Annotated in this window: 17 protein-coding genes and 6 pseudogenes; 20 read left to right on the top strand and 3 right to left on the bottom strand. The window is 42.4% G+C overall.

The features are described 5' to 3' along the window. Position 1 precedes the first annotated feature (1 nt). Together ASC84_RS15435 and ASC84_RS15430 are read right to left on the bottom strand one after the other, a co-directional pair. Positions 2–994, bottom strand: a complete 993-nt coding sequence (locus ASC84_RS15435) for an ABC transporter substrate-binding protein (RefSeq protein WP_056516327.1) — start codon at positions 992–994, stop codon at positions 2–4. 3 nt (positions 995–997) lie between these two features. Continuing rightward, the gene (locus ASC84_RS15430; RefSeq protein ID WP_004722169.1) at positions 998–1,585 is read right to left on the bottom strand and encodes an ANTAR domain-containing response regulator; all 588 of its coding nucleotides are present in this window, start codon (positions 1,583–1,585) and stop codon (positions 998–1,000) included. Positions 1,586–2,016: 431 nt separating this feature from the next. On the opposite strand from ASC84_RS15430, the gene ASC84_RS15425 reads away from it, so the two are divergent. From ASC84_RS15425 to moaCB, 9 genes and pseudogenes are all read left to right on the top strand, one after another. Then, the gene (locus ASC84_RS15425) at positions 2,017–3,393 is read left to right on the top strand and encodes an MFS transporter (RefSeq protein WP_056516488.1); all 1,377 of its coding nucleotides are present in this window, start codon (positions 2,017–2,019) and stop codon (positions 3,391–3,393) included. 38 nt (positions 3,394–3,431) lie between these two features. Further along, positions 3,432–5,978 carry a nitrite reductase large subunit NirB gene (gene nirB / locus ASC84_RS15420; RefSeq protein WP_056516319.1) on the top strand — a complete coding sequence of 849 codons (2,547 nt, stop codon included), beginning with the start codon at positions 3,432–3,434 and terminating at the stop codon, positions 5,976–5,978. A 93-nt stretch (positions 5,979–6,071) separates the two neighbouring features. After that, the gene (gene nirD, locus ASC84_RS15415; RefSeq protein WP_056516316.1) at positions 6,072–7,697 is read left to right on the top strand and encodes a nitrite reductase small subunit NirD; all 1,626 of its coding nucleotides are present in this window, start codon (positions 6,072–6,074) and stop codon (positions 7,695–7,697) included. Between the two features lie 97 nt (positions 7,698–7,794). Then, positions 7,795–10,590 carry a nitrate reductase gene (locus tag ASC84_RS15410; protein WP_056516312.1) on the top strand — a complete coding sequence of 932 codons (2,796 nt, stop codon included), beginning with the start codon at positions 7,795–7,797 and terminating at the stop codon, positions 10,588–10,590. Next, positions 10,587–11,222 (top strand): molybdenum cofactor guanylyltransferase, encoded by a 636-nt coding sequence (locus tag ASC84_RS15405; RefSeq protein WP_056516309.1) that lies wholly within the window; start codon positions 10,587–10,589, stop codon positions 11,220–11,222. The genes ASC84_RS15410 and ASC84_RS15405 overlap by 4 nt, the downstream gene beginning before the upstream one ends. Before the next feature lie 184 nt (positions 11,223–11,406). After that, positions 11,407–12,516, top strand: coding sequence for a GTP 3',8-cyclase MoaA (gene moaA / locus ASC84_RS15400; RefSeq protein ID WP_056516306.1), 1,110 nt, complete (start codon positions 11,407–11,409; stop codon positions 12,514–12,516). Positions 12,517–12,595: 79 nt separating this feature from the next. Further along, positions 12,596–12,838, top strand: coding sequence for a MoaD/ThiS family protein (locus tag ASC84_RS15395; protein ID WP_056516484.1), 243 nt, complete (start codon positions 12,596–12,598; stop codon positions 12,836–12,838). Position 12,839: 1 nt separating this feature from the next. Beyond that, positions 12,840–13,292 (top strand): annotated as a pseudogene (locus ASC84_RS23575) (molybdenum cofactor biosynthesis protein MoaE); the annotation flags it as partial. Between the two features lie 338 nt (positions 13,293–13,630). Beyond that, positions 13,631–14,554: a bifunctional molybdenum cofactor biosynthesis protein MoaC/MoaB gene (gene moaCB, locus ASC84_RS15385; protein ID WP_056516301.1), complete on the top strand. Its 924-nt coding sequence runs from the start codon at positions 13,631–13,633 to the stop codon at positions 14,552–14,554. Between the two features lie 72 nt (positions 14,555–14,626). Here the strand turns inward: moaCB and pcaU are convergent, their stop codons facing one another. Beyond that, positions 14,627–15,451 (bottom strand): IclR family transcriptional regulator PcaU, encoded by an 825-nt coding sequence (gene pcaU, locus ASC84_RS15380; RefSeq protein WP_056516298.1) that lies wholly within the window; start codon positions 15,449–15,451, stop codon positions 14,627–14,629. A gap of 251 nt (positions 15,452–15,702) precedes the next feature. Between pcaU and ASC84_RS23360 the strand changes: the two are divergent. From ASC84_RS23360 to pcaH, 11 genes and pseudogenes are all read left to right on the top strand, one after another. Beyond that, a pseudogene (locus tag ASC84_RS23360) lies at positions 15,703–16,123 on the top strand (3-oxoacid CoA-transferase subunit A). A 2-nt stretch (positions 16,124–16,125) separates the two neighbouring features. After that, complete coding sequence (locus tag ASC84_RS15365) at positions 16,126–16,779, top strand: 3-oxoacid CoA-transferase subunit B (RefSeq protein WP_056516292.1); 654 nt, start codon at positions 16,126–16,128, stop codon at positions 16,777–16,779. A 175-nt stretch (positions 16,780–16,954) separates the two neighbouring features. Continuing rightward, positions 16,955–17,131, top strand: a pseudogene (locus tag ASC84_RS23355) (acetyl-CoA C-acyltransferase); the annotation flags it as partial. A 1-nt stretch (position 17,132) separates the two neighbouring features. Further along, positions 17,133–17,728 (top strand): annotated as a pseudogene (locus tag ASC84_RS23615) (beta-ketoacyl synthase N-terminal-like domain-containing protein); the annotation flags it as partial. 1 nt (position 17,729) lies between these two features. Continuing rightward, positions 17,730–18,155: pseudogene (locus tag ASC84_RS23065) on the top strand (acetyl-CoA C-acyltransferase); the annotation flags it as partial. A 1-nt stretch (position 18,156) separates the two neighbouring features. Continuing rightward, positions 18,157–18,606 (top strand): annotated as a pseudogene (locus ASC84_RS23060) (acetyl-CoA C-acyltransferase); the annotation flags it as partial. 8 nt (positions 18,607–18,614) lie between these two features. Further along, a complete protein-coding gene (gene pcaB / locus ASC84_RS15350; RefSeq protein WP_056516288.1) occupies positions 18,615–19,970 on the top strand; it encodes a 3-carboxy-cis,cis-muconate cycloisomerase in 1,356 nt (451 codons plus the stop codon). A gap of 5 nt (positions 19,971–19,975) precedes the next feature. After that, entirely contained in the window at positions 19,976–20,761 is a 786-nt protein-coding gene (pcaD, locus tag ASC84_RS15345) for a 3-oxoadipate enol-lactonase (RefSeq protein WP_155860354.1), read from the top strand. A gap of 42 nt (positions 20,762–20,803) precedes the next feature. After that, positions 20,804–22,156, top strand: coding sequence for an MFS transporter (locus tag ASC84_RS15340; RefSeq protein WP_056516286.1), 1,353 nt, complete (start codon positions 20,804–20,806; stop codon positions 22,154–22,156). 44 nt (positions 22,157–22,200) lie between these two features. After that, positions 22,201–22,614, top strand: a complete 414-nt coding sequence (gene pcaC, locus ASC84_RS15335) for a 4-carboxymuconolactone decarboxylase (protein WP_056516283.1) — start codon at positions 22,201–22,203, stop codon at positions 22,612–22,614. A 10-nt stretch (positions 22,615–22,624) separates the two neighbouring features. Then, positions 22,625–23,350 carry a protocatechuate 3,4-dioxygenase subunit beta gene (gene pcaH / locus ASC84_RS15330; RefSeq protein ID WP_056516279.1) on the top strand — a complete coding sequence of 242 codons (726 nt, stop codon included), beginning with the start codon at positions 22,625–22,627 and terminating at the stop codon, positions 23,348–23,350. The last annotated feature ends 5 nt before the right edge of the window (positions 23,351–23,355 follow it).

Here is a 23,355-nt window from a genome sequence, read left to right as displayed (position 1 = left end):
CCTATTCAATTAAATGTCCTGTGCATTGTGTCGAAATATTTTTGATTTGTGCAGTATCGAGTTCTAAGTTATCCCATTTACACATTTGTTGAATAATCCATTCAAAATCATCTGGTTTAGGTCGGTCTTGTGTACCAAAAGAGCGAATAATATTTTGTATTTTATGAAACGCATAGGTATGCACCAAATGTGAACAGTTAAAGCGGATAATCTCGCTGTCTTCTAACATGTGCCATATCGGTTGTAGTGATTGCAAGGTGCTTAAATCATGCTGTGCTTGCTGAATTGCTGTCTGCAATGCATTTAATGTATTCGGATGCTTGTTAGCCCATTCATGGGTGGTCGCCAAAACTTTATCCGCGACTTCAGGAATAATCTGTTTACTCTCGGCAATCACATAACTATAACCTTCAATCTGCGCTTGGATATTCCAAGGTTCACCGACGCAGAATCCATCAATGAGTTGTGATGAAATCGCATCCACCATATAAGAAGGGGGCAGTGTGGATGGTTGATATTTTTTGGCTAGCTCTTGATCTGCCAAAGCCAACCATTCTCTTAAACAATAATGGTGGATGGACTGTTTAAACACATGGGCCAGTTGTATTTTATCGCCTTGTTTTAAGGCTTGAACCACTTTTGCTGCTGACTCTTGCGCGCTATCTTGCATGTGAATTTTTAATTCATAACACAATTTTTGGCTCAAACTGATAAATGCACGATTGGTACTCAACACCAATGAGGTTTGTAAGGGAATACCCAGTTGATCATTGCCTGTCGCAGCAGCAGGAAGCATGGCAGAAAGACAATGTGCGGCATCTAAAATACCAAAAGCTAAACGGTCACGTAAACTGGCCCATGAAGGTTCTTTCACCAACGTAACATTGAGGCCTTGCTCGGTAAAATAGCCTTGATGTTGTGCCCAAAGTATTGCAGTGCAATCCAGCAAAGGAATATAGCCTAATTGAATGTCCGTGGTTTCAAGTGTGTTCATTGTTTATTCCTTGAAATTAGCTTGTAGCAAGGCTTGAGCATCGATTAACTTTCTTGCCATTTCCCCCATGGTGATACGGTGACTCATGGCATTTTTTCGTAACAAACTGAAGGCTTGTTCTTCTTCAATTTGATGCATCTGCATCAGCATCACTTTGGCTTTTTCAATATCTTTTCGGTCTGCTAGTTTGCATTTGGTTTCATTGAGATCTTTTAACAGTTTTTTATGTTTTTTAAATTGCTCAATCGAAATTTCTAAAATACTTTCCAGTTTTTCAGGATCAATACCATCGACAATATAGGCAGTTACACCTGCTTCAATGGCACTTTTGATGGTGTCTTTTTGCGAGTTTTTAGTGAAAAGCACAGTGGGCAAATCAAACTGACTTACGCAGCTTTCAATAATATCTCGATGTGGATGGTCCATATCCAGCAAAATCACATCGGCATGTAAGTGTTGAAGATCTGTACTGTTTAAATGGTCAATCATCAGGCATGCGACCACCTCGAAACCATGTTCGATCAAAGATGATTTGATAAAAGATGCCCGCTCTATATCATCATCGATCAGGGCAATTCTTAATTTTGGCATGTCGCTACTCAGATTTGTCCTGACATGAACTTTCAGAATATAAGCAATTTAGATGCCAATATCTCGGATTAAATTTGCTGTTTAAAATCATAGTCGCAGGATGTTAAAGAAAAGTGATGCACTTTATTGACGCAATTTGCCTCCTAAACATGCAGTTTTATGATTTACATTTTATCCGCACAGACAGAAAACATGATGGTTGATTGCGCTATTTATGCACGACCATTAAATCATAAGTACTGAGTATTCAAGCAAAATAAAAAAATATATAGCCAAAATATAAAACTGGCATGAACTATGCATTGGTTTAATCCAAGTCAAAGAAGACTTTCAAAATTTGTAAGACGGCCAACGACGTCCGTTCTGATCGTTACTGATATGCCTCGTGCATAACAGCAACTTATATGCGTTCAGTTCAGGAGATCGAAGCTATGTCTTCAAATTTAGATGCGAAAAAAGCGACAAAAATTCATCTTTTCAATTTTAGCAGCGCAGCAATGCGAGCCTTCCATATGAGTTGGCTCGCCTTTTTTGTCTGTTTCTTTGCATGGTTTGCCTGTGCGCCGTTAATGCCTGTTATTGCAGGTGAATTCCATCTGACTAAAGATCAAATTGCCAATATCAATATTGCCGCGGTTGCCATCACCATTTTAGTACGTCTGATCGTCGGTCCCTTATGCGATAAATACGGTCCTCGTAAAACCTATACCGCATTACTGATTATCGGCAGTATCCCTGTATTTGGTGTGGCATCTGCCAATAGTTATGAATCCTTTCTATTTTTCCGTCTATTGATTGGTGCAATTGGTGCCAGCTTTGTCATCACGCAATATCACACCAGTATTATGTTTGCGCCAAATGTGGTGGGAACTGCAAATGCAACTACCGCAGGTTGGGGCAATGCAGGTGGTGGAGCAACTCAAGCCTTGATGCCATTGATGCTTGCTGCACTGGTGATGTTTGGTGTTGAACAAGCCATGGGGTGGAGAATTGCGCTGATTGTACCTGGTGTGCTGATGTTAATCGTCGGTGCAATGTATTGGAAGTTTACTCAAGATTGCCCACAAGGTGATTTTAAAGAACTTCGTGCACAAGGTCTGCATGTAGGCAGTGATAAAAAAGGTGGTATGGCGATTTTGATACATGCTGCAAAAAACTACCGTGTCTGGATTCTATTTGGTGCTTATGCTGCTTGTTTTGGTATCGAAATTTTTATTCACAACATTGTCGCAATGTACTACGTGGATCATTTCAAATTTGGTTTAAAAGAAGCGGGTATGGCCGCAGGGATTTTTGGTTTACTGGCACTGTTTGCCCGTGCACTTGGCGGTATTGTTTCAGACAAGGTGGCGACTAAAAAAGGTCTCGATGGTCGTACTAAAGTATTGTTTGCCATGATCCTGTTAGAAGGCGTATTTCTGATTGTCTTTTCTCAAATGAATACCGCAATTCTGGCGATTTTGGTCATGACAGTATTTGCTTTATTTACCCATATGGCTTGCGGTGCGACCTATGCACTGGTTCCATTTATTGATCGCGATGCTTTGGGTGGTGTGGCTGGCATTATCGGTGCAGGCGGTAATGTCGGTGCTGTTGCTGCTGGTTTCTTATTAAAAGGCATGTTGGATATTCAAACGACGCTGATGGTTTTAGGTGGTTTGGTGGTGATTGCTGCAAGTTGTGTATTGATGATCCGTTTCTCGGTTGAACATAAAGAGAAAGAGCAAAAGTTATTTGAAGCTGCGGTACTTGAGCGAAATAGCATGGAACAAAATGCTGTAAGTCTTAAACAAAACAGTGCGACTTAATTGAATAACAAGAGCAAAAACAATCGAGGAGAATCGATATGAAATTAGTGATGATTGGTCATGGAATGGTTGGGCACAAATTTATTGAATCTGTGCTGGAACATGCAGGTGATGAAGTTGAAATCACGATTTTGGCAGAAGAACCCCGTTTAGCTTATGACCGTGTACATTTGACTGAATATTTTACAGGGAAGTCTGCAAAAGATTTAACCCTCTGTCGTGCTGACTTTGCCGATGCTTATGGTATCGACCTGCGCTTAAACACCAAAGCTACTGATATAGATACCTGCAATAAATGCATCACCACCAATCATGGCGATGTGATTAGCTATGACAAATTGGTGCTTGCGACGGGTTCCTATGCTTTTGTTCCACCAATTTCAGGTCACGACCGTAACAACTGTTTTGTTTACCGTACCATTGATGACTTGGATGCGATTCGGGCAGCGAGTTTATCGGCAAAATCGGGTGTGGTCATTGGCGGTGGTTTGTTGGGTTTGGAAGCTGCCAAAGCGCTTCGTGATTTAGACTTGGAAACCCATGTTGTTGAATTTGCACCCCGTTTAATGGCAGTACAAATTGATGATTTGGGCGGAAAAGTTTTACGCGCCAAGATTGAAAATTTAGGCGTGAAAGTCCATACCCAAAAGGCCACTTCATCTATAGAAGAGGGTGTGAATAGCACCCATGTGATGAAGTTTGCAGATGGTTCAGAACTTGAAACAGATATTATTCTATTTTCAGCAGGGATTCGCCCACGTGATGAATTGGCGCGCCAAAGTGGTTTAGCTTTAGGTGAGCGTGGCGGTATCGTGATCAACGATTACTGCCAAACCTCAGATGCAGACATTTATGCAATTGGTGAATGTGCATTATGGAACAATAAAATTTATGGTTTAGTGGCGCCCGGTTATGACATGGCACGGATTGCGGCAAAACATGTGATGCAACAAAGTTGCCCTACATTTGCTGGCGCGGACATGAGCACCAAGCTAAAACTGATGGGTGTCGATGTGGCATCGGTAGGCGATGCTCATGCCATGACTGCAAATGCATTGAGCTATTTCTATGCCGATGAAGATGCAATGGTCTATAAAAAGATCGTGGTCAATGCAGAGAAAACCCAGTTATTAGGTGCGGTACTGGTCGGTTGCGCCAAAGAATATAACGACTTATTGCAAATGATACTCAATGGATTGGCTGTACCTGAAAATCCAGAAAGTTTAATCATGCCAGGCTATGCACAATCTTCAGCAAAAGCGGGAGGTAGTGGTGTAGATTTATTGCCAGACAGTGCCACGATTTGTTCATGTAATAACGTGTCTAAAGCAGATATTTGTAGTGCAATTGCAGAGGGTTCGACCTCATTAGGTGCGTTAAAAAAATGTACCAAAGCCGCAACCGCATGTGGTGGATGTGCACCCTTAGTGACCCAAGTTTTAAAATCTGAATTACAACGCCAAGGGGTAACGGTCAATAATCATCTTTGTGAACACTTTGCTTACTCACGCCAAGAGTTGTATCACTTGGTACGGGTCAATGAAATTAAAAGCTTTGATGATTTAATTCAACAACATGGGCATGGTTTAGGTTGTGATATTTGCAAACCGACAGCGGCCAATATCTTGGCATCTTGCTGGAATGACTTTGTTCTCACCTCAAATCATGCTGGGTTGCAAGACAGTAATGACTACTATCTAGGCAATATTCAAAAAGATGGTTCTTATTCTGTTGTACCACGTATGGCAGGCGGTGAAGTGACGCCAGATGGTTTGATTGCAGTCGGTCAGATTGCCAAAGAATATGGTTTATATACCAAGCTAACCGGTGGGCAACGGGTAGACTTATTTGGAGCACAAGTCCATCAATTGCCAGAAATTTGGGAAAAGCTGATCAATGCTGGTTTTGAGTCTGGTCATGCCTATGGCAAGTCATTACGTACTGTTAAATCTTGTGTGGGGAGCACATGGTGTCGTTATGGTGTCGATGACTCGGTCGGTTTAGCCATCTTCCTTGAAAATCGCTACAAAGGTTTGCGTTCCCCACATAAATTAAAAATGGCAGTTTCGGGCTGTACCCGTGAGTGTGCCGAAGCACAAAGCAAAGATGTTGGGGTGATTGCCACTGAAAAAGGCTGGAACTTATATGTTTGTGGCAATGGGGGAATGAAACCTCGCCATGCAGAACTTTTAGCTTCTGACCTAGATACGCAAACTTTAATTCAATATATCGACCGCTTTTTTATGTTCTATATCCAAACAGCGGATCGTTTACAACGAACTTCAGTATGGCGTGACAATATGGAAGGTGGTTTGGATTATCTTAAAGATGTTGTTGTGCATGATTCCTTAGGGGTTGCTGCTGAACTTGAACGTCGAATGAGCCATGTGGTAGGCACTTATCAAGACGAATGGCGCACTGCGGTGGAAGATCCTGAAGTACGTAAACGTTTTGTGACCTTTATTAATGCCAAAGCTGAGCAACAGCAAGATCCACATATTCAGTTTGCCAAAGTCCGTGGGCAAATTCGCCCAAAAACTGAATCAGAACGTGATCAGAGCCGTATTCCTGTAGTTGAAGCATAAGCATATGAACACTTGCTTTTATTGGCCTTATTCCACAGCTTAAAAACAAGTCTCGTGGAAGATCTGATCAACGTTGTTAAAAGGATAAATACAATGACCATTTTAAAAGATATGAATGAACTCGATTGGCTGGATATTTGTGCATTGCAAGACATTACGCCCAATACAGGTGTAGGTGCATTACTCGGGCAACAACAAGTGGCTATTTTTCGGGTAGGCAGTGAAAAGCGTGTATATGCGCTGAGCAACCAAGACCCATTTAGCAAAGCCTTTGTCATGTCACGTGGAATTATTGGTGATTTACAAGGTGAACGTGTAGTTGCATCACCGATTTATAAGCAACATTTTAGTTTAGCTACAGGCCGTTGTTTAGAAGACAAAGATCAAAAATTATTGGTTTTTCCAAGCAAAATTGAAAATGGTCGGGTTTGGGTCAGTCCAACCCCACAAAAAACTTATATCACCAATAATGGTACGGCTCAGGAAAAAATCAATTTAGTTCTGGTGGGGAACGGATTGGCAGGGATGCGTTGCTTGGAAGATTTGCTTGATATGGCACCTGATCGTTACGACGTGACGGTGATTGGTGAGGAGCCTTGGGGTAACTATAACCGGATTATGCTGTCGCCTGTCTTATCAGGGGATAAAACCATTGACGACATTATGCTACATCCCCATTCATGGTATGCCGATAAAAATATTCGCTTTATTGCGGGTGATGCTGCGGTACGTATTGACCGTCCCCGTAAGCAAGTCTATACCGAAAAAGGTGTGGTGGTGAGCTATGACCGTTTGATTTTAGCAACGGGTTCAAAACCATTTATTCCACCAGTCAAAGGCTCAGATTTGGATGGCGTGTTGAGCTTTCGTGATATTTATGATGTCAATAATATGCTCGACTACTGCAAATCTAAAAACAATGCCGTGGTGATTGGTGGTGGTCTATTGGGGCTAGAAGCCGCATATGGTTTAAAGCAACGTGGTATGAATGTGACGGTTTTGCATTTGATGGATCGCATTATGGATCGCCAACTTGATGCTAAAGCCAGTCAAATGTTGAAAACAGCAATTGAGCAAAAGGGCATTCCGATCATCACAGAAGCCAATACAGAAGAATTACTCGGTGAAAATGGTCATGTCACCCAGGTTCGGTTAAAAGATGGCACGCTTTTAGATGCAGATTTGGTGGTTTTTGCCGTGGGTATTCGCCCAAATATGGCTTTGGCACAAAGTGCGGGTTTACGCTGTAATCGCGGTGTGTTGGTCAATGACACCATGCAAACCTATGATCCAAGTATTTATGCAGTGGGTGAATGTATTGAGCATCGTAACCAAACTTTTGGTTTGGTAGAACCTTTATGGGGTCAAGCCTTTATTTGTGCATCACATTTGGCCGAACACGGCAGTTTGACCTTTAAAGCACCGACTGTTCCAACCCAGTTAAAAGTCAGTGGTTGTGATGTTTTTTCAGCAGGCCGCATTGATTTAGAAAACAGTCAACCTCTAGAAGATTTCGAAGACATTATTCTGAATGATGAAAAACGTCAAATCTACAAACGCATTATTATTCAAAAGGATAAAGTCGTTGGTGCGGTACTGTTTGGTGATACAGAGGATGGCACTTGGTACGCTGAATTGATTGCTGATAAAACCCCAATTTCTTCGATTCGCAATAAATTGTTATTTGGTCGGGATTTTGCATTAAAAAAAGCAGGCTGATTTATATCGCTTAACCCCCTTCATCTTAACAGGAGGGGGCGATTAAAAATGAAAGCCATATTCAAGTGAATGTATAGCATTGAGGAGCACAGCAGCAATGAATAGTATCCCTGTAATGGAACTGCCTAGCTCCACAGAACATAAGATCATAAGCACACAAACCACTTGTCCTTACTGTGGTGTAGGCTGTGGTGTCACAGCAACAGTGCAAGACACCACGCTAGGACAAAAAGTGTCTGTGGTTGGCGATGTCAATCATCCCTCGAATTACGGGAAACTGTGTATTAAAGGCAGTAATTTAGCCGATACGCTGGGGTTGGGCACACGTGTTTTACATCCGATGCTTGGGCGTCATCCCCATCAGCAAGTCACAGATTGGGATAGCGCAACAGATTTAATTGCCAATAAATTCCAACACTATATCGAGCAATATGGTCGTGACAGTGTCGCATTTTATGTTTCGGGTCAGTTGTTGACGGAAGACTATTATGTGGTAAATAAATTCGTTAAAGGCTATTTGGGCACAGCCAATATCGATACCAATTCAAGATTGTGTATGTCTTCGGCGGTTGCCGCACATAAGCGTGCTTTTGGTGAGGATTTGGTACCTGCAAGTTATGATGATTTTGAACATACTGATATGGTGATTTTGGTCGGTTCAAATACAGCATGGTGTCATCCCGTGATGTATCAACGCATCATGAAAGCCAAAGAATTAAGACAACAAAAGCAAAGTGATTTATTTGTGGTGGTGATAGATCCACGCTTTACTGCCACATGTGAAGCAGCTGATTTGCATTTGCCTATTTTGATTGGTCAAGATGTTTGCTTGTTTAATGGGTTATTACAATATTTACATCAACAGGGTTATGCGGATAGCGCATTTGTTGAGGCTCATACCCAAGGGCTAGATACGGCACTAAAAAGTTCGCAAGCTGAAACAGATATCCAAGATGTTGCAGTGAAAACAGGAATTTCGCTAGAAAAACTCCAGCTCTTTTTTGAAAAGTTTGCCCAAACTGAAAAAGTCATGACCCTATTTTCAATGGGGGTAAACCAGTCTTCTCGTGGTGTGGACAAAGCCAATAGCATCATTAATTGTCATTTGTTGACGGGTAAAATTGGAAAGTTGGGCGCAGCACCGTTCTCTATGACAGGACAACCTAATGCAATGGGTGGGCGTGAAGTGGGTGGTCTTGCCAATATGCTGGCAGCACACATGGACTTAGACAATCAACAACATCAACAGCTTGTGCAAAGTTTTTGGAACAGTCCAAGCATTGCCAAACACGTTGGATTAAAAGCCGTTGATCTTTTTGAAGCAGTGGAAAGTGGCAAGATTAAAGCCATTTGGATTATGGCGACCAATCCGGTGGTCAGCCTCCCCAATGCCGATCAGGTCAAACGTGCTTTAAACAGTTGTGAGTTTGTTGTGGTCTCTGATATTTGCAAAGATACCGACACCACTCAGTTTGCCGATGTGCTCTTACCCGCATTGGGGTGGGGGGAAAAGGATGGCACGGTCACCAATTCAGAACGCCGTATTTCACGACAACGTGCTTTTTTAGACCCACCTGAGCAGGCCAAAGCGGATTGGTGGGCTGTGGCACAAGTGGCTAAAAAGCTTGGATTTACTGGCTTTGATTTTGCAAATAGCCACGAGATTTTTAAAGAACATGCATTGTTATCTGCCTATAAAAATGCAGAGATTAATGCGCGATCAAATGCACAAAGCTTTCGTTACTTCAATTTACAAGGTTTAACTGATCTTTCATTGGATGAATATGATCAATTGGCGCCCATTCAATGGCCTGTGATCATGCGCAATCAGGCTGAGCATGCATTCGCACAATTGTTTTCACAGGGGCAGTTTAGCCATGCAGATGGCAAAGCTAAATTTATTGCCACGATGGCGATAGATCCAGTCCATCAAAGCACTACTGAATATCCTTTAATTCTCAATACAGGACGGATTCGAGATCAGTGGCACACCATGACCCGCACAGGTTTATCTGCCAATTTAAGCACCCATAAAGCAGAACCCTTTTGTGAAATTCACCCCAATGATGCATTGAAATATGGCTTGAAAGAAGGCGAATTGGTCGAAATCAAATCGGCTTGGGGCAATTGTGTCTTGCGTGCTGTACTCAGTGACAATATCCGCCGTGGACAAATTTTCGCCCCGATTCATTGGAATGATCAATTTGCTTCGGATGCCCGTATTGGCAAAGTGGTCAATCCTGTGGTGGATGCAATTTCAGGCGAGCCGGAATTCAAACATACCCCTGTGCTGATTCAGCCATTTTATACCCAGTGGCAAGGGGTATTTTATGTCCGTGAAGGGTATGAGCACATTGTTAAAAATAGCATCGAAAATACGGTGTGGTGGACAAAAATTCAGACCGCCAAAGCAGTACGCTATGAATTGGCGGATCGTCGTCGTTTTACCCAAACTACCCAACATCTCAAACAACTTTTACCCTTTGAGGATGAAAGTTTTGAGTGGTTGAACTTGGAAGATCAAACTGCACACATCAGCCATAGTGTGGTGTTAAAAGAAGGTCGCCTTATTGCAAGTTTATATATCGCACCCAAAGCCTTATTGCCTGATCGTGATTGGGTTGCCAGTTTATTTAAACGTGATCGTTTAAGTGCGATGCATCGTAAAGCCTTACTTGCTGGACAAGCCATGTCGATGGGCAATAGTGAAGGACCATTGGTATGTAGTTGCTTTAAGGTGGGCAAAAATCGAATTATTCAAACCATTAAAGAAAACAATATTAATCATGAAAAACAAGTGACTGCATGTCTAAAAGCAGGCGGTAATTGTGGTTCATGTCTACCTGAAATTCGCGGATTGATTAAAGCCTGTCAAGCGGAGCTTACACAATGAAAAGAATTATAAAACCCAAGAAAGCCAAGCAATATCCACAAACTGATCTTGTCATTCTTGCGGGTGGTCAGGCAAGGCGTATGAATGGAATCAATAAACTATTACAGAAGTTCGATGATCAAATTCAATTGATCAAGATCCACCAACAACTAAAAAATCGAGTCGCGCAGGTCTGGGTCAATAGCCACCGTGATTATTCAATTTATCAAAAACTTATTCCTAGTTTGTATTGCTATCAGGATGATGAAAAAGGCTTTTATGGTCCGCTGATGGGAATAAAAAGTGCCTGGTCTTATGTGACATCTGACTATGTACTTTTTGTGCCCTGTGATGTGACATTTATTCCGCCTGAGGTTATTGAAAGCTTACATATGGCTTTAGCTGGTCATCCTTTGGCACAAGTGGCTTATGTCAATATCAATGGCAAAGCCTTATATCCATTTTGCTTGTTAAAGCGCAGTGCTTTAAATCAAATCTGCACTCATCTTGAACAAGGACAACGCAGTTTAAAGGCATGTTTTTCTGATTTGCACGCTCAGGAAGCGTTATTTGAAAATCATGCACTGTTTTTTCACAGCATCAATTCTTTGGACGAATTACAGCAATATCAACAGCTCAAGTTTTTACATTGAATGGCTTGGTTTGGACTCGTTTTTTGCAAATCTCTATTTTTGAGAGAATTCGAGCAGGTTTTAGCTGAAGCGCATTGGTGAATGATCAAAGTTGGAACACTTTTTGCAATTTCAAGATCAATAAAATAGCGCAGATTTTAAGTTTTAAACAATCTTGAATTTAAATCGTGCTTGGGATGTGTAAATGAATGCAATGACACAATACGAAGTGGGTAAGGCTTTTGTCGATCAATATGGTCGTAGCAAGCGTAAACTCCGAATTTCAGTGACAGATCGCTGTAATTTTAAGTGTGTCTATTGTATGCCCGAACATCCTGAATGGATGAAAAAACACGATTTACTCAGTTTTGAAGAACTTTATGTGTTTTGTGAGTTTATGGTGCGACATGGCATTGAACAGATTCGGATCACTGGTGGTGAGCCGTTAATGCGTCAAGGTGTGGTGCACTTTATTGATGAGCTACAAAAATTAAGAAAGCTGGGGCTCAAACGTATTTCAATGACCAGCAATGCACACTATCTTAAACAATACGCAAGCCAGTTAAAACAAGCGGGTTTAGATGACTTGAATATCAGTCTGGATAGTCTAGATCCAGCACAATTTAAGGCACTGACTCAAAAAGAACTACATCCCGTCTTAGCGGGCATTGTCGCAGCACAACAAGCAGGCTTTAAGATCAAGATCAATGCTGTATTGATCAAAGGCATCAATGATGATCAGATTTTGCCCTTAGCACACTGGTCAATTCAACACTATTTTACCGTGCGATTTATTGAATTTATGCCTTTGGATGGCGCTGGGCTTTGGTCGCAAGCCGATATTGTCAGTGAGCAAGAAATTTTAGCTCAATTAAAGCAGGACTTTGTTGTCACTTTACAGCAAGGACAGTCTTCCGAGCCTGCACGGCAGTATTTTATTGATGGTTATCCGATTGGCATCATTTCGACCATTACCAATTCATTTTGTGGCACATGTGACCGTGTGCGTTTAACCGCACAAGGTGATTTTTATAATTGTCTATTTGCGCCAAAGGGGATCAGCCTAAAAGCACAAATTAAGGCATTGAATCAAGATTCACCTGTTTTAGAGCCTCTCCGATTAGCGCAAACCAGTTCACCAAATGCAGCTGTATATTCGCCAATAACATTAGATTCGCCACAGCATAGACAATTACAAGATACTTTGTCTGATTATATTTGGCAGAAGAAACAAGGCTTTGAGGAGATTCATCAACAGCCAAAATTAAAACATTCATCATCTCGAAAAATCAGTATGTATATGATTGGAGGTTAATATGTTAGATCAATTTAAAATTTTAAATACACAAGACTTGGCAAATATCGCCAATCAATTCAAAGATATCCAGCAGCAGATGATCGTAAAAATTGAATGCTTTGGTGCAATTGAACGTTTACTGCCGACTGATTTAACCCTGCAATGTGAGTCTGAAATGAGGATTTCGGATATTTTGAATTATGTGGTACGCGCTTATCCCCATGCAGGAAACATGCTTGAGCGTTGTGCATGTGCAATAGGCGAAGACATTATCCCACGTCAGACCTTATTAACATCGGATAGTACTGTGGTTTTACTGTCACCTGTTGCGGGAGGTTGATATGCATACATTTGAACAAACGCTTAAACAATTCAACAGAATTCAGGATACCCCTTTAACCCAAGACAGTTTTGACCCGATTCAAGACTTTCCTGAATGCGGTGGCATTGGCATCTTTATTGGAACAGTACGTAATCATCATGAAGGCAAAGCGGTCAAAGCGCTGAAATATACCGCCTATGCGCCTGTTTCAGAAAAAATGATTCGTCAAATTGAGCAAGAGATTCAACAAAAATTTGCGGTGGCTTATGTACGAGTCATTCATCGTATTGGTGCTTTAAACATCGGTGAAAAAGCCATTATTGCGATTGCTTATGCAGCGCATCGCCGTGAAGCATTTGCTGCCTGTGAAGAAGCAGTAGAACGGGTAAAACATGAGGTTCCCGTATGGAAAGAAGAATTTTATCTGGATGGCACTAGTCAATATGTTGCGGGTTGCTGTATTCGAAAAGATGATGTGGAACAAGATCATTCAGTACAAAAGGATTCATTTCACCACCATGACTGTGAACATGAACATGGCGCTTCTGATGATCATTTATCTCAGCACAATCAACCTCAGCATTCTTTTGCACATCATTCCAAATCTACACATTTAGGGCACACGCATTCAGAATACAGTAGTCAACAAAAGGATCATGAAGCTGAACAGCAAGTGTTGTTAAGCAAACAGTGTGAACAGACAATTTATCAATGGCATATGTAAAAACATATCGAGCAAACTTAACAAAGAGTGTTCTTCACAAAGTATGTTTTGTCATGTAAAAAATACCGCCATATCAGGAACAGGCAATGAAAAATGTAGGGATGAAAGCAGATAGCTATCGGACAGCAGTAGCAACAGGAATTTTATATGCGCCTGCACACTGCATAGAACTGTTACGCACAGGAAATACCGAAAAGGGTGATGCACTAAAAACGGCACGTATTGCTGGAATTTTGGCAGCAAAACGCACAGATGAACTGATTCCTTTATGTCACCCTTTACCGATATATCGTGCAGATGTTGAATATGAGTTACATGAACAACATGTTGAAATTATTGCAACGGTTGAAACCATTGGCCCTACGGGCGTAGAAATGGAAGCGCTTACCGCAGTCAGTTTGGCAGGTTTAACTCTATACGATATGCTTAAACCACATTGCGAACCTGAAGACTTATGCCTTGACCAATGTAAATTACAACTGAAAAAAGGTGGTAAATCGCATTTTACCCGAACGCTCAAACAGACTTTATCTGCATTAGTGATTGTTTTATCAGATACCATTGCTTCAGGAAAAAAACCTGATACAGCAGGACAAAATGTTTTAGAAATTCTTGAACAAGCCAATTTTAGTCAGCTGAACTATCAAGTGATTGCTGATTCTCCAGAACAGCTATTGGCGTTAATTGAACAACAAAAAAATCATTATCCGCTGATTTTGACGGTTGGTGGAACAGGACTAGGCCCAAAAGACTTAACGGTGGAGACCATTCAACCTTTACTCCAACGCGAAATCCCCGGCTTAATGGAAGCTTCGCGTAGTTTTGGTCAGAGACGTACCCCTTATGCGGCACTTAGTCGAGGCATTGCAGGCTATATAGACACGAGTTTGGTGATTACTTTGCCAGGTAGTCGCCAAGGCGCTAAAGAGTCATTGATTGCGATTTTACCAGCCTTGGTTCATTTGTTTGATGTGCAAAAAAACATTCCACATGTTGGAGGCTACCAATAAATCAGGTTGTTGTGGCTCATCACTGAGGAGGCGTAAGTCCTTGATTTGCTAAATTTGTTATCTCAATAGCCATTAAATCACTTGGCGTAAATCCCGCGCTGTTTCTTGCAGTAAGGGTAAAATATGCGTAATTAAATAATCTTTGGTTGTACGTATGGTAGGAGAGACAATATTGAGTGCGGCAACAACAACCGCATTCGAGTCATAAATTGGAACGGCTACAGCATGCACCCCCAATTCATGTTCTTCACAGGAATAACACCAGTCCTGTTCTTTAATCTCATGCAGTAATTCTATAAAGGCTTCACTGTCAGTATAGGTATATTTAGTAAGACGCTTTAATGGATACTGGGTAAGCCACTGTTTTTGTTCTTCGACATTTAAATGCGCCAACAAAATTTTCCCCGCAGAGGTTGCATGTGCTGGCAGGCGATTACCTAAATGTAAGCCATATGGATTAACACGGTCTGTTTGTTGGTGTGCAGCACTACGTGCAATGGTAATTGCCTCATAACCATCTAGCACCATGACGGAATAAATCAGTGAGGTTTGGTTGGTCAATAAATTTAATAAGGGCTGGCAAATTTTAGGTAAAGGGGAGCCATCTAAATAAGCACCAGAGAATTTAAGGATTTTCGGGGTTAAATAATAGTAATGTCCATCAAAGTCTAAATAGCCTAAGTATTCTAATGTAAGTAATTGACGGCGCGCTGCTGCACGGGTCATTCCTGTTTTCTCAGCCGCTGTACTAATGTTTAAGCGGTGTCGTTCAGGCCCAAAACATTCCAAAATTGCCAAGCCTTTTGCAATCCCTGCAATAAAATCTTCATGGCGAATGATCTTTTTATTTTCAGCATGATGGATTAATCGGGTGGTTTTGTTGTGTTCATCATCCATAACGCAGATCCTTATTTTAAAGCCAATTGCATTAAAATTATACTCAATCAAAATCAGACTGTTTTAGTGGGATAATGTTCGATCATCGAACATAAAAAATGATGATCGAACAAATTCTGTCTTTAAGCCTAGAAGTAAATATAAAATTTATCAAGAATAAAGATAAGAAATCCGAACAAAACACTCAACTTATGTTTCATCGGTTTCTAGGATGAAACAAATGAGTGATTCATAGTACAGGAAGTAGTCAGATGATTGATAAAAACGCCACCTCATTGACCGAGGTTCTATCACAAATCAAAGATGGTGCAACCATTATGATTGGTGGCTTTGGAACAGCAGGACAACCCGCAGAGCTGATCGATGGGCTGATTGAACTTGGCGTTAAAGATCTGGCCGTCATATCGATGGCAAAACTACGTGCTCGAATATCCAATTAAAGCAGACTTCGCACTGATTAAAGCACATCAAGGCGACCGTTGGGGCAACTTGGTTTATAACAAATCAGCACGTAACTTTGGTCCAATCATGGCGATGGCTGCAGATGTCACCATTGCGCAGGTTTCAGAGGTGGTTGAATTAGGTCAACTCGATCCTGAACACATTATTACCCCAGGAATTTTTGTTCAGCATGTGGTTGCAGTTGATGCAGCCAATGGTAATGGAGAATAACAATGAGCTACCAAAAACTAAGCCGTGACCAAATTGCTGAACGTGTTGCCCAAGATATTCCTGATGGGGCTTATGTCAATTTAGGTATTGGTTTACCGACCAAGATTTCAAAATATCTGCCAACAGATAAAGATGTATTTCTACATTCTGAAAATGGTTTATTGGCTTTTGGTCCTCCACCMGCCAAAGGTGAAGAAGATCCTGAGTTGATTAATGCAGGCAAAGAATATGTCACCATGCTAACGGGTGGTTCGTTTTTCCATCACGGTGATTCYTTTGCCATGATGCGTGGTGGACATYTGGATATTGCTGTATTGGGCGCATTCCAAGTGGCGGCCAATGGCGACCTTGCCAATTGGCATACCGGTACGCCTGATGCGATTCCTGCGGTGGGTGGTGCAATGGATTTGGCTGTAGGGGCCAAGAAAGTCTTTATCACCACAGATCATGTGACCAAGCAAGGTGAGCCTAAGATTGTTGAAGAACTGAGCTATCCAGTAACAGGCAAACATTGTGTTGATCGTATTTATACCGACTTATGCGTGATTGATGTGACTACAGATGGCTTAAAAGTGCTTGAAAAAGTTGCAGGTCTGAGCTTTGAAGAATTACAGGCTTTGACGGGTGCTCAATTGATTGATGCGACACAGGGATAATAAATCCCTCCCTTGCGGAATGATTAAATCTCCCCTTGCGGAACTTTAATCGTTCCTCACCCTTTGTTAAGGGGGACTTCACCTAAATAAATAATGGAGTGAGTTCCCCTCTTTGTAAAAGAGGTGAGCTGCGGTTGTAGCAGCGCAAGGGAGATTATTTAAGGATATAAACAACATGAAAAACGCTTACATCATAGATGCCATCCGTACCCCATTTGGTCGTTATGCCGGTGGTCTTGCGCCAGTACGCGCAGATGACCTCGGTGCAATTCCAATTCAAGCATTGATACAACGTAATCCAACGGTAGATTGGCAGCAAGTCGATGATGTGATTTATGGCTGTGCCAATCAGNGATGACCTCGGTGCAATTCCAATTCAAGCATTGATACAACGTAATCCAACGGTAGATTGGCAGCAAGTCGATGATGTGATTTATGGCTGTGCCAATCAGGCCGGTGAAGACAATCGTAATGTTGGGCGTATGTCAGCATTATTGGCAGGTGTGCCATACCAAGTGCCAGCAACCACTGTGAACCGTTTATGTGGTTCATCACTGGATGCGATTGCCATGGCAGCTCGTGCCATTAAAGCCAATGAAGCAGATTTAATCATTGCCGGTGGTGTAGAAAGCATGAGCCGTGCGCCCTATGTGATGGGTAAGTCGGACAGTGCTTTTGGACGTAGTCAAAAGATTGAAGACACCACCGCCATTAAAGCCAATGAAGCAGATTTAATCATTGCCGGTGGTGTAGAAAGCATGAGCCGTGCGCCCTATGTGATGGGTAAGTCGGACAGTGCTTTTGGACGCAGTCAAAAGATTGAAGACACCACCATGGGCTGGCGCTTTATCAATCCAAAACTTAAAGAATTGTATGGTGTGGACAGCATGCCACAAACCGCTGAAAACGTGGCAGAACAATTCAATATTAACCGTGCGGATCAAGATCANATGGGCTGGCGCTTTATCAATCCAAAACTTAAAGAATTGTATGGTGTGGACAGCATGCCACAAACCGCTGAAAACGTGGCAGAACAATTCAATATTAACCGTGCGGATCAAGATCAGTTTGCGCTAAACAGCCAACAACGCACTGCGACAGCACAAGCTCAAGGCTTTTTCAAAAATGAGATTGTGCCTGTCACTATTCCACAGCGTAAAGGCGATGCTTTGCTTGTGGATACCGATGAACATCCACGTGCATCAACCACTTTAGCTGCACTGACAAAACTCAAAGGTGTGGTCAAAGCTGATGGTACGGTCACGGCGGGTAATGCATCTGGAATTAATGATGGTGCAGCGGCGTTATTGATCGCCTCAGATGAAGCTGTAGAAAAATACCAATTAAAACCACGTGGCAAAATTATTGCAGCAACCNTCTGGAATTAATGATGGTGCAGCGGCGTTATTGATCGCCTCAGATGAAGCTGTAGAAAAATACCAATTAAAACCACGTGGCAAAATTATTGCAGCAACCACGGTGGGTGTAGAACCACGAATTATGGGCTTTGCACCAGCGCCTGCAATCAAGAAACTGCTTAAACAAGCTGATCTTAGTTTAGCGCAAATGGATGTGATTGAACTGAATGAAGCCTTTGCTGCCCAAGCTTTGGCCGTAACCCGTGATTTAGGTTTGGCAGATGATGATGCACGCGTCAATCCCAATGGTGGTGCAATTGCTTTAGGTCATCCTTTGGGTGCATCAGGTGCCAGACTGGTGACCACTGCCTTAAATCAACTTGAACAGATCAAAGGTGAATATGCCTTATGTTCAATGTGTATTGGGGTAGGGCAAGGTATTGCATTAATTATTCAACGTGTTGAGTGAGGTATCTGATGAGCCAGTTATACGCCAGCTTATTTTATCAGCCTGATGTCACAGCAATTTTTAGCGATCATGCCTTATTGGGTTATATGATCCAAGCAGAAGTGGCTTTGGCAAAAGCACAGGCACAAGTGGGTGTGATTCCACCATCCGCTGCCAGCATCATTGAACAAGTTGGACAACAGGCCCTAGCAAAAATTGATTTTGAAGCATTGGCAACCGCGACGGCACTTGCGGGAAATATTGCGATTCCTTTGGTAAAGCAATTTACTGCGATTGTAAAACAACACGATGAAGACACAGCGCGTTATGTGCATTGGGGCGCAACCAGCCAAGATATTATTGATACAGCGACGATTCTGCAATGCCGTGATGCATTAGGGTTGATCGAAAAACAATTACAACAGGCTTATCAAGTTTCATTAGACCAAGCACAACAGTATCGTGCCCAAGTCATGATTGGTCGCACTTGGTTGCAGCAAGCTTTACCGATCACCTTAGGGCATAAGTTTGCACGTTGGGCTGCAGCATTTAAACGTGATCTTGATCGTCTAAACGAGATGAAAAGCCGCGTGCTTACTGCTCAACTCGGTGGAGCTGTAGGTTCATTGGCATCATTACAAGATCAAGGTTCAGCTGTGGTTAAAGCCTATGCTGCGGCGTTGAATTTAACCTCACCTGAGTGTACATGGCATGGTGAGCGTGACCGTATCGTTGAAATTGCTAGTGTACTTGCCCTGATCGTCGGTAATGTCGGCAAGATGGCAAAAGACTGGTCTTTGCTGATGCAAACTGAAATTGCTGAAGTCTTTGAACCCACTGCAAAAGGTCGTGGTGGCTCATCCACTATGCCACACAAACGTAATCCAGTTGCAGCAGCTTGCGTACTTGCAGCAGCCAACCGTGTTCCTGCATTAATGGCAAGTGTCTACCAAAATATGCTGCAAGAACATGAACGTGCTTTAGGCACATGGCATGCAGAATGGTTAGTGATTCCTGAAATTTTCCAGTTATGCGCAGGTGCTTTAGAACGCACGACAGATGTGCTTGAACATATGCAAGTCGATGCACAAGCCATGCAACGTAACCTTGAGTGTACTCAGGGCTTGATCATGGCAGAAGCGGCAATGATGGCACTGGCACCCAAAATTGGGCGTTTAAATGCGCATCATTTGGTTGAGCAAGCTTGTCAGCAAGCCATCGCGCAACAGCAACATTTAAAAACGGTATTGTCAGCAATGACTGAGGTGAATGTCCATCTAAGTGCACAGGCATTAGATGAGATTTTCAAACCAGCCGCTTACTTGGGCAATATTCAGGCACAAATTGATGCCGTACTACAAGCAGCACAAGGAGTGTCTAAATGATGAAAATCAGTATGAAAATTAATAATCGTCAAGGACAGCAACTTGCGGTTCAAATCCAAGGCGTAAAAGATGCAGCAGTGATTATATTTTCTAACTCACTCGGAACGGATCATGGTATGTGGCAAGCGCAAGTAGATGCTTTGGCGCAACACTATCAGATCATCACTTATGATACCCGTGGGCATGGTGCGAGTGATGTGATTGCCAACAGTACACTGCAAAACTTTGCAGACGATGTGATTGATATCTTAGATACATGGCATATTGAAAAAGCACATTTTTGTGGAATTTCAATGGGTGGTATTACTGCACTCACATTGGCAATTGAATACCCTGAGCGTTTTTATAGCATCACCGTTGCAAACTCAGCCGCAAAAATTGGTACAGCTGAAGCATGGACTACCCGTGCCGATAACGTTGAGCAACACGGACTGGCTGAAATTGTCAAAACCACACATACACGTTGGTTTAGTGAGCATTTTGATTATGCACATGATGTGCTTGCTCAAAAAACCATTCAAAGTTTAGCTGTGACGCCTGCACAAGGCTATGCCAATGCGTGTCGAGCATTGGCGGATGCCGATGTTCGAGATCAGCTCAATCAAATTCAAATCCCGACTTTAATTATCGCAGGTCAATATGACCCTGTAACGACGGTTCAGGATGCAGAATTTATGCATCAATCCATTCCAACCAGTCAACTTGAAATCTTGGCAGCTTCTCATTTGTCCAATATTGAACAACCACAAGTGTTCAATCAGGCATTGTCCAAGTTTATTCAGAACATATAACCGTCAAGGGTTAGAAAGGAATTCGCCTACAAGGAGGCAACTATGGCACAGGAATTTGCTGCCCCAAAAAATAGTATGGATGCTCAGGCACTCATTAATGATGCACCGATCAGCAAGTATCAATGGATGATTGCAATTATTTGTTTTCTCATTGTATTTGTTGATGGAATTGATACGGCTGCGATGGGCTTTATTGCACCTGCTTTGGCACAAGATTGGGGGATTGATCGCTCTCAACTTGGACCTGTGATGAGTGCAGCACTGGGTGGAATGATCATTGGTGCATTGGTTTCAGGACCTACTGCGGATCGTTTTGGACGCAAGATTGTATTAACCATTTCAATGTTGATTTTTGGTGGCTTTACCTTGGCATCCGCATATGCGCCAAACTTAGACAGTTTGGTTGTACTGCGCTTTTTAACGGGTATTGGTCTAGGCGCAGCAATGCCAAACGCCACCACATTGTTTTCAGAATACTGCCCGAACCGTGTTCGTTCACTGCTCGTGACCTGTATGTTTTGTGGTTATAACTTGGGTATGGCAACAGGTGGTTTTGTCAGTAGTTGGCTGATTCCTGCCTTTGGTTGGCACAGCTTATTTTTGCTCGGTGGTATTTCACCGTTGATCCTGATGGTATTGGTGATTGTGCTGTTACCTGAGTCATATCGCTTCTTGATTGTTAAAGGTCGAGATGCTGCAAAAGTTCGCAAAATCCTGAGCCATATTGCGCCTGAAAAAGTACAGCTTGCTGACAGCTTTTATATCCCAGAAGAACAGTCTGCTGTGGCACAAAAGAAAAATGTATTTGGCATGTTGTTTTCCCAAAAATTTGCCAAAGGCACAGTGTTGTTATGGTCAACCTACTTTATGGGCTTGGTGGTGATTTATCTACTGACCAGTTGGTTACCAACCTTGATGCGTGAAACCGGCGCAACCATGGAACGCGCGGCATTTATTGGCGGTCTATTCCAGTTTGGTGGTGTGTTGAGTGCGTTATTTATTGGTTGGGCAATGGATCGTTTTAACCCAAACCGCATTATCTCAGCATTCTATTTTATCGCAGGCTTGTTTGCTGTTGCCGTAGGTCAAAGCCTCAGCAACCCAACATTATTGGCCATTTTGGTGTTATGTGCAGGTGTGGCAATCAATGGTGCGCAATCTGCAATGCCAGCGTTAAGTGCCCGTTTTTACCCAACTCAATGTCGTGCAACAGGTGTGGCATGGATGACAGGGATCGGCCGTTTTGGCGCAGTGTTTGGAGCTTGGATTGGTGCTGTTTTGCTGGGTAATGATTGGTCATTTACCGCAATTTTAAGCTTATTGATGATTCCTGCAACCGCTGCGGCTGTGGCAATTTTTGTTAAATCCTTAGTGGCGCATACCGATGCAAGCTAACTTTCTCAAGATCAGACATAAGATCACAAAGAGGGACAATTTCAATGAATGATGAACAACGTTACCAACAAGGACTACAGATCCGCACCGAAGTATTGGGTGAAAAACATGTCGGTCGTTCTTTAGAAAACTTGAATGACTTTAACCAAGATTTTCAAAACTTTATTAGCCGTTTTGCTTGGGGTGAGGTGTGGTCACGTGAAGGTTTACCACGGCACACCCGCAGTTTAGTCACCATTGCTATCTTATTGGCATTGGGACGAGAAGATGAACTCAGAATGCATCTACGTGCTTGCTTTAACAATGGTGTTACCAAGGACGAACTCAAAGAACTGATTTTACACAGCTCATTGTATGCGGGACTGCCAGCCGCAAATGCTGCAATGCACATGGCTGAAGATGTTTTTAAAGAACTCGGAATAGAAGTGCAACCTGTCGCTGCACAACAACAGGATTAAGGAGATAGGCATGTTAAGTCATACATTGGGTGCATATCCGCAACGGAATACAGAAGATCACCCGCCAGCATATACACCAGGCTATAAAACCAGTGTATTACGCTCGCCCAAAAATGCATTGATCTCGATTAATGAAACATTAACTGAAGTCACTTCACCGCATTTTTCACCTGAAATTTTTGGTGCAAAAGACAATGATTTGATTTTGAACTATGCCAAAGAAGGGCTCCCAGTCGGTGAGCGAATTATTGTGCACGGTTATGTGCGTGACCAGTTTGGTCGCCCTGTGAAAAACGCCTTATTGGAAGTTTGGCAAGCCAACGCATCGGGTCGTTATCGCCATCCAAATGACAAATTTATTGGCGCAATGGATCCTAACTTTGGTGGCTGTGGTCGTACCTTAACCGATGAAAATGGTTTTTATATTTTCCGTACCATTAAACCGGGACCATATCCGTGGCGTAACCGAATCAATGAATGGCGTCCAGCGCATATCCATTTTTCATTGATTGCAGATGGTTGGGCACAACGTTTGATTTCGCAGTTCTATTTTGAGGGCGATACCCTGATAGATACTTGCCCGATTTTAAAAACCATTCCATCTGAAGATCAGCGTCGTGCCTTGATCGCATTAGAAGATAAAAACAATTTCATAGAATCAGATAGTCGTTGTTACCGCTTTGATATTCATCTGCGTGGTCGTCGTGCGACTTATTTTGAAGATGATTTGACTTAAGGAAC

The sequence above is a fragment of the Acinetobacter sp. Root1280 genome (genome assembly GCF_001425285.1).
GTDB classification, from domain to species: domain Bacteria; phylum Pseudomonadota; class Gammaproteobacteria; order Pseudomonadales; family Moraxellaceae; genus Acinetobacter; species Acinetobacter guillouiae.
Note: the sequence above shows the minus strand (reverse complement) of the source record. Positions and strands in the feature narration are given on the sequence as shown.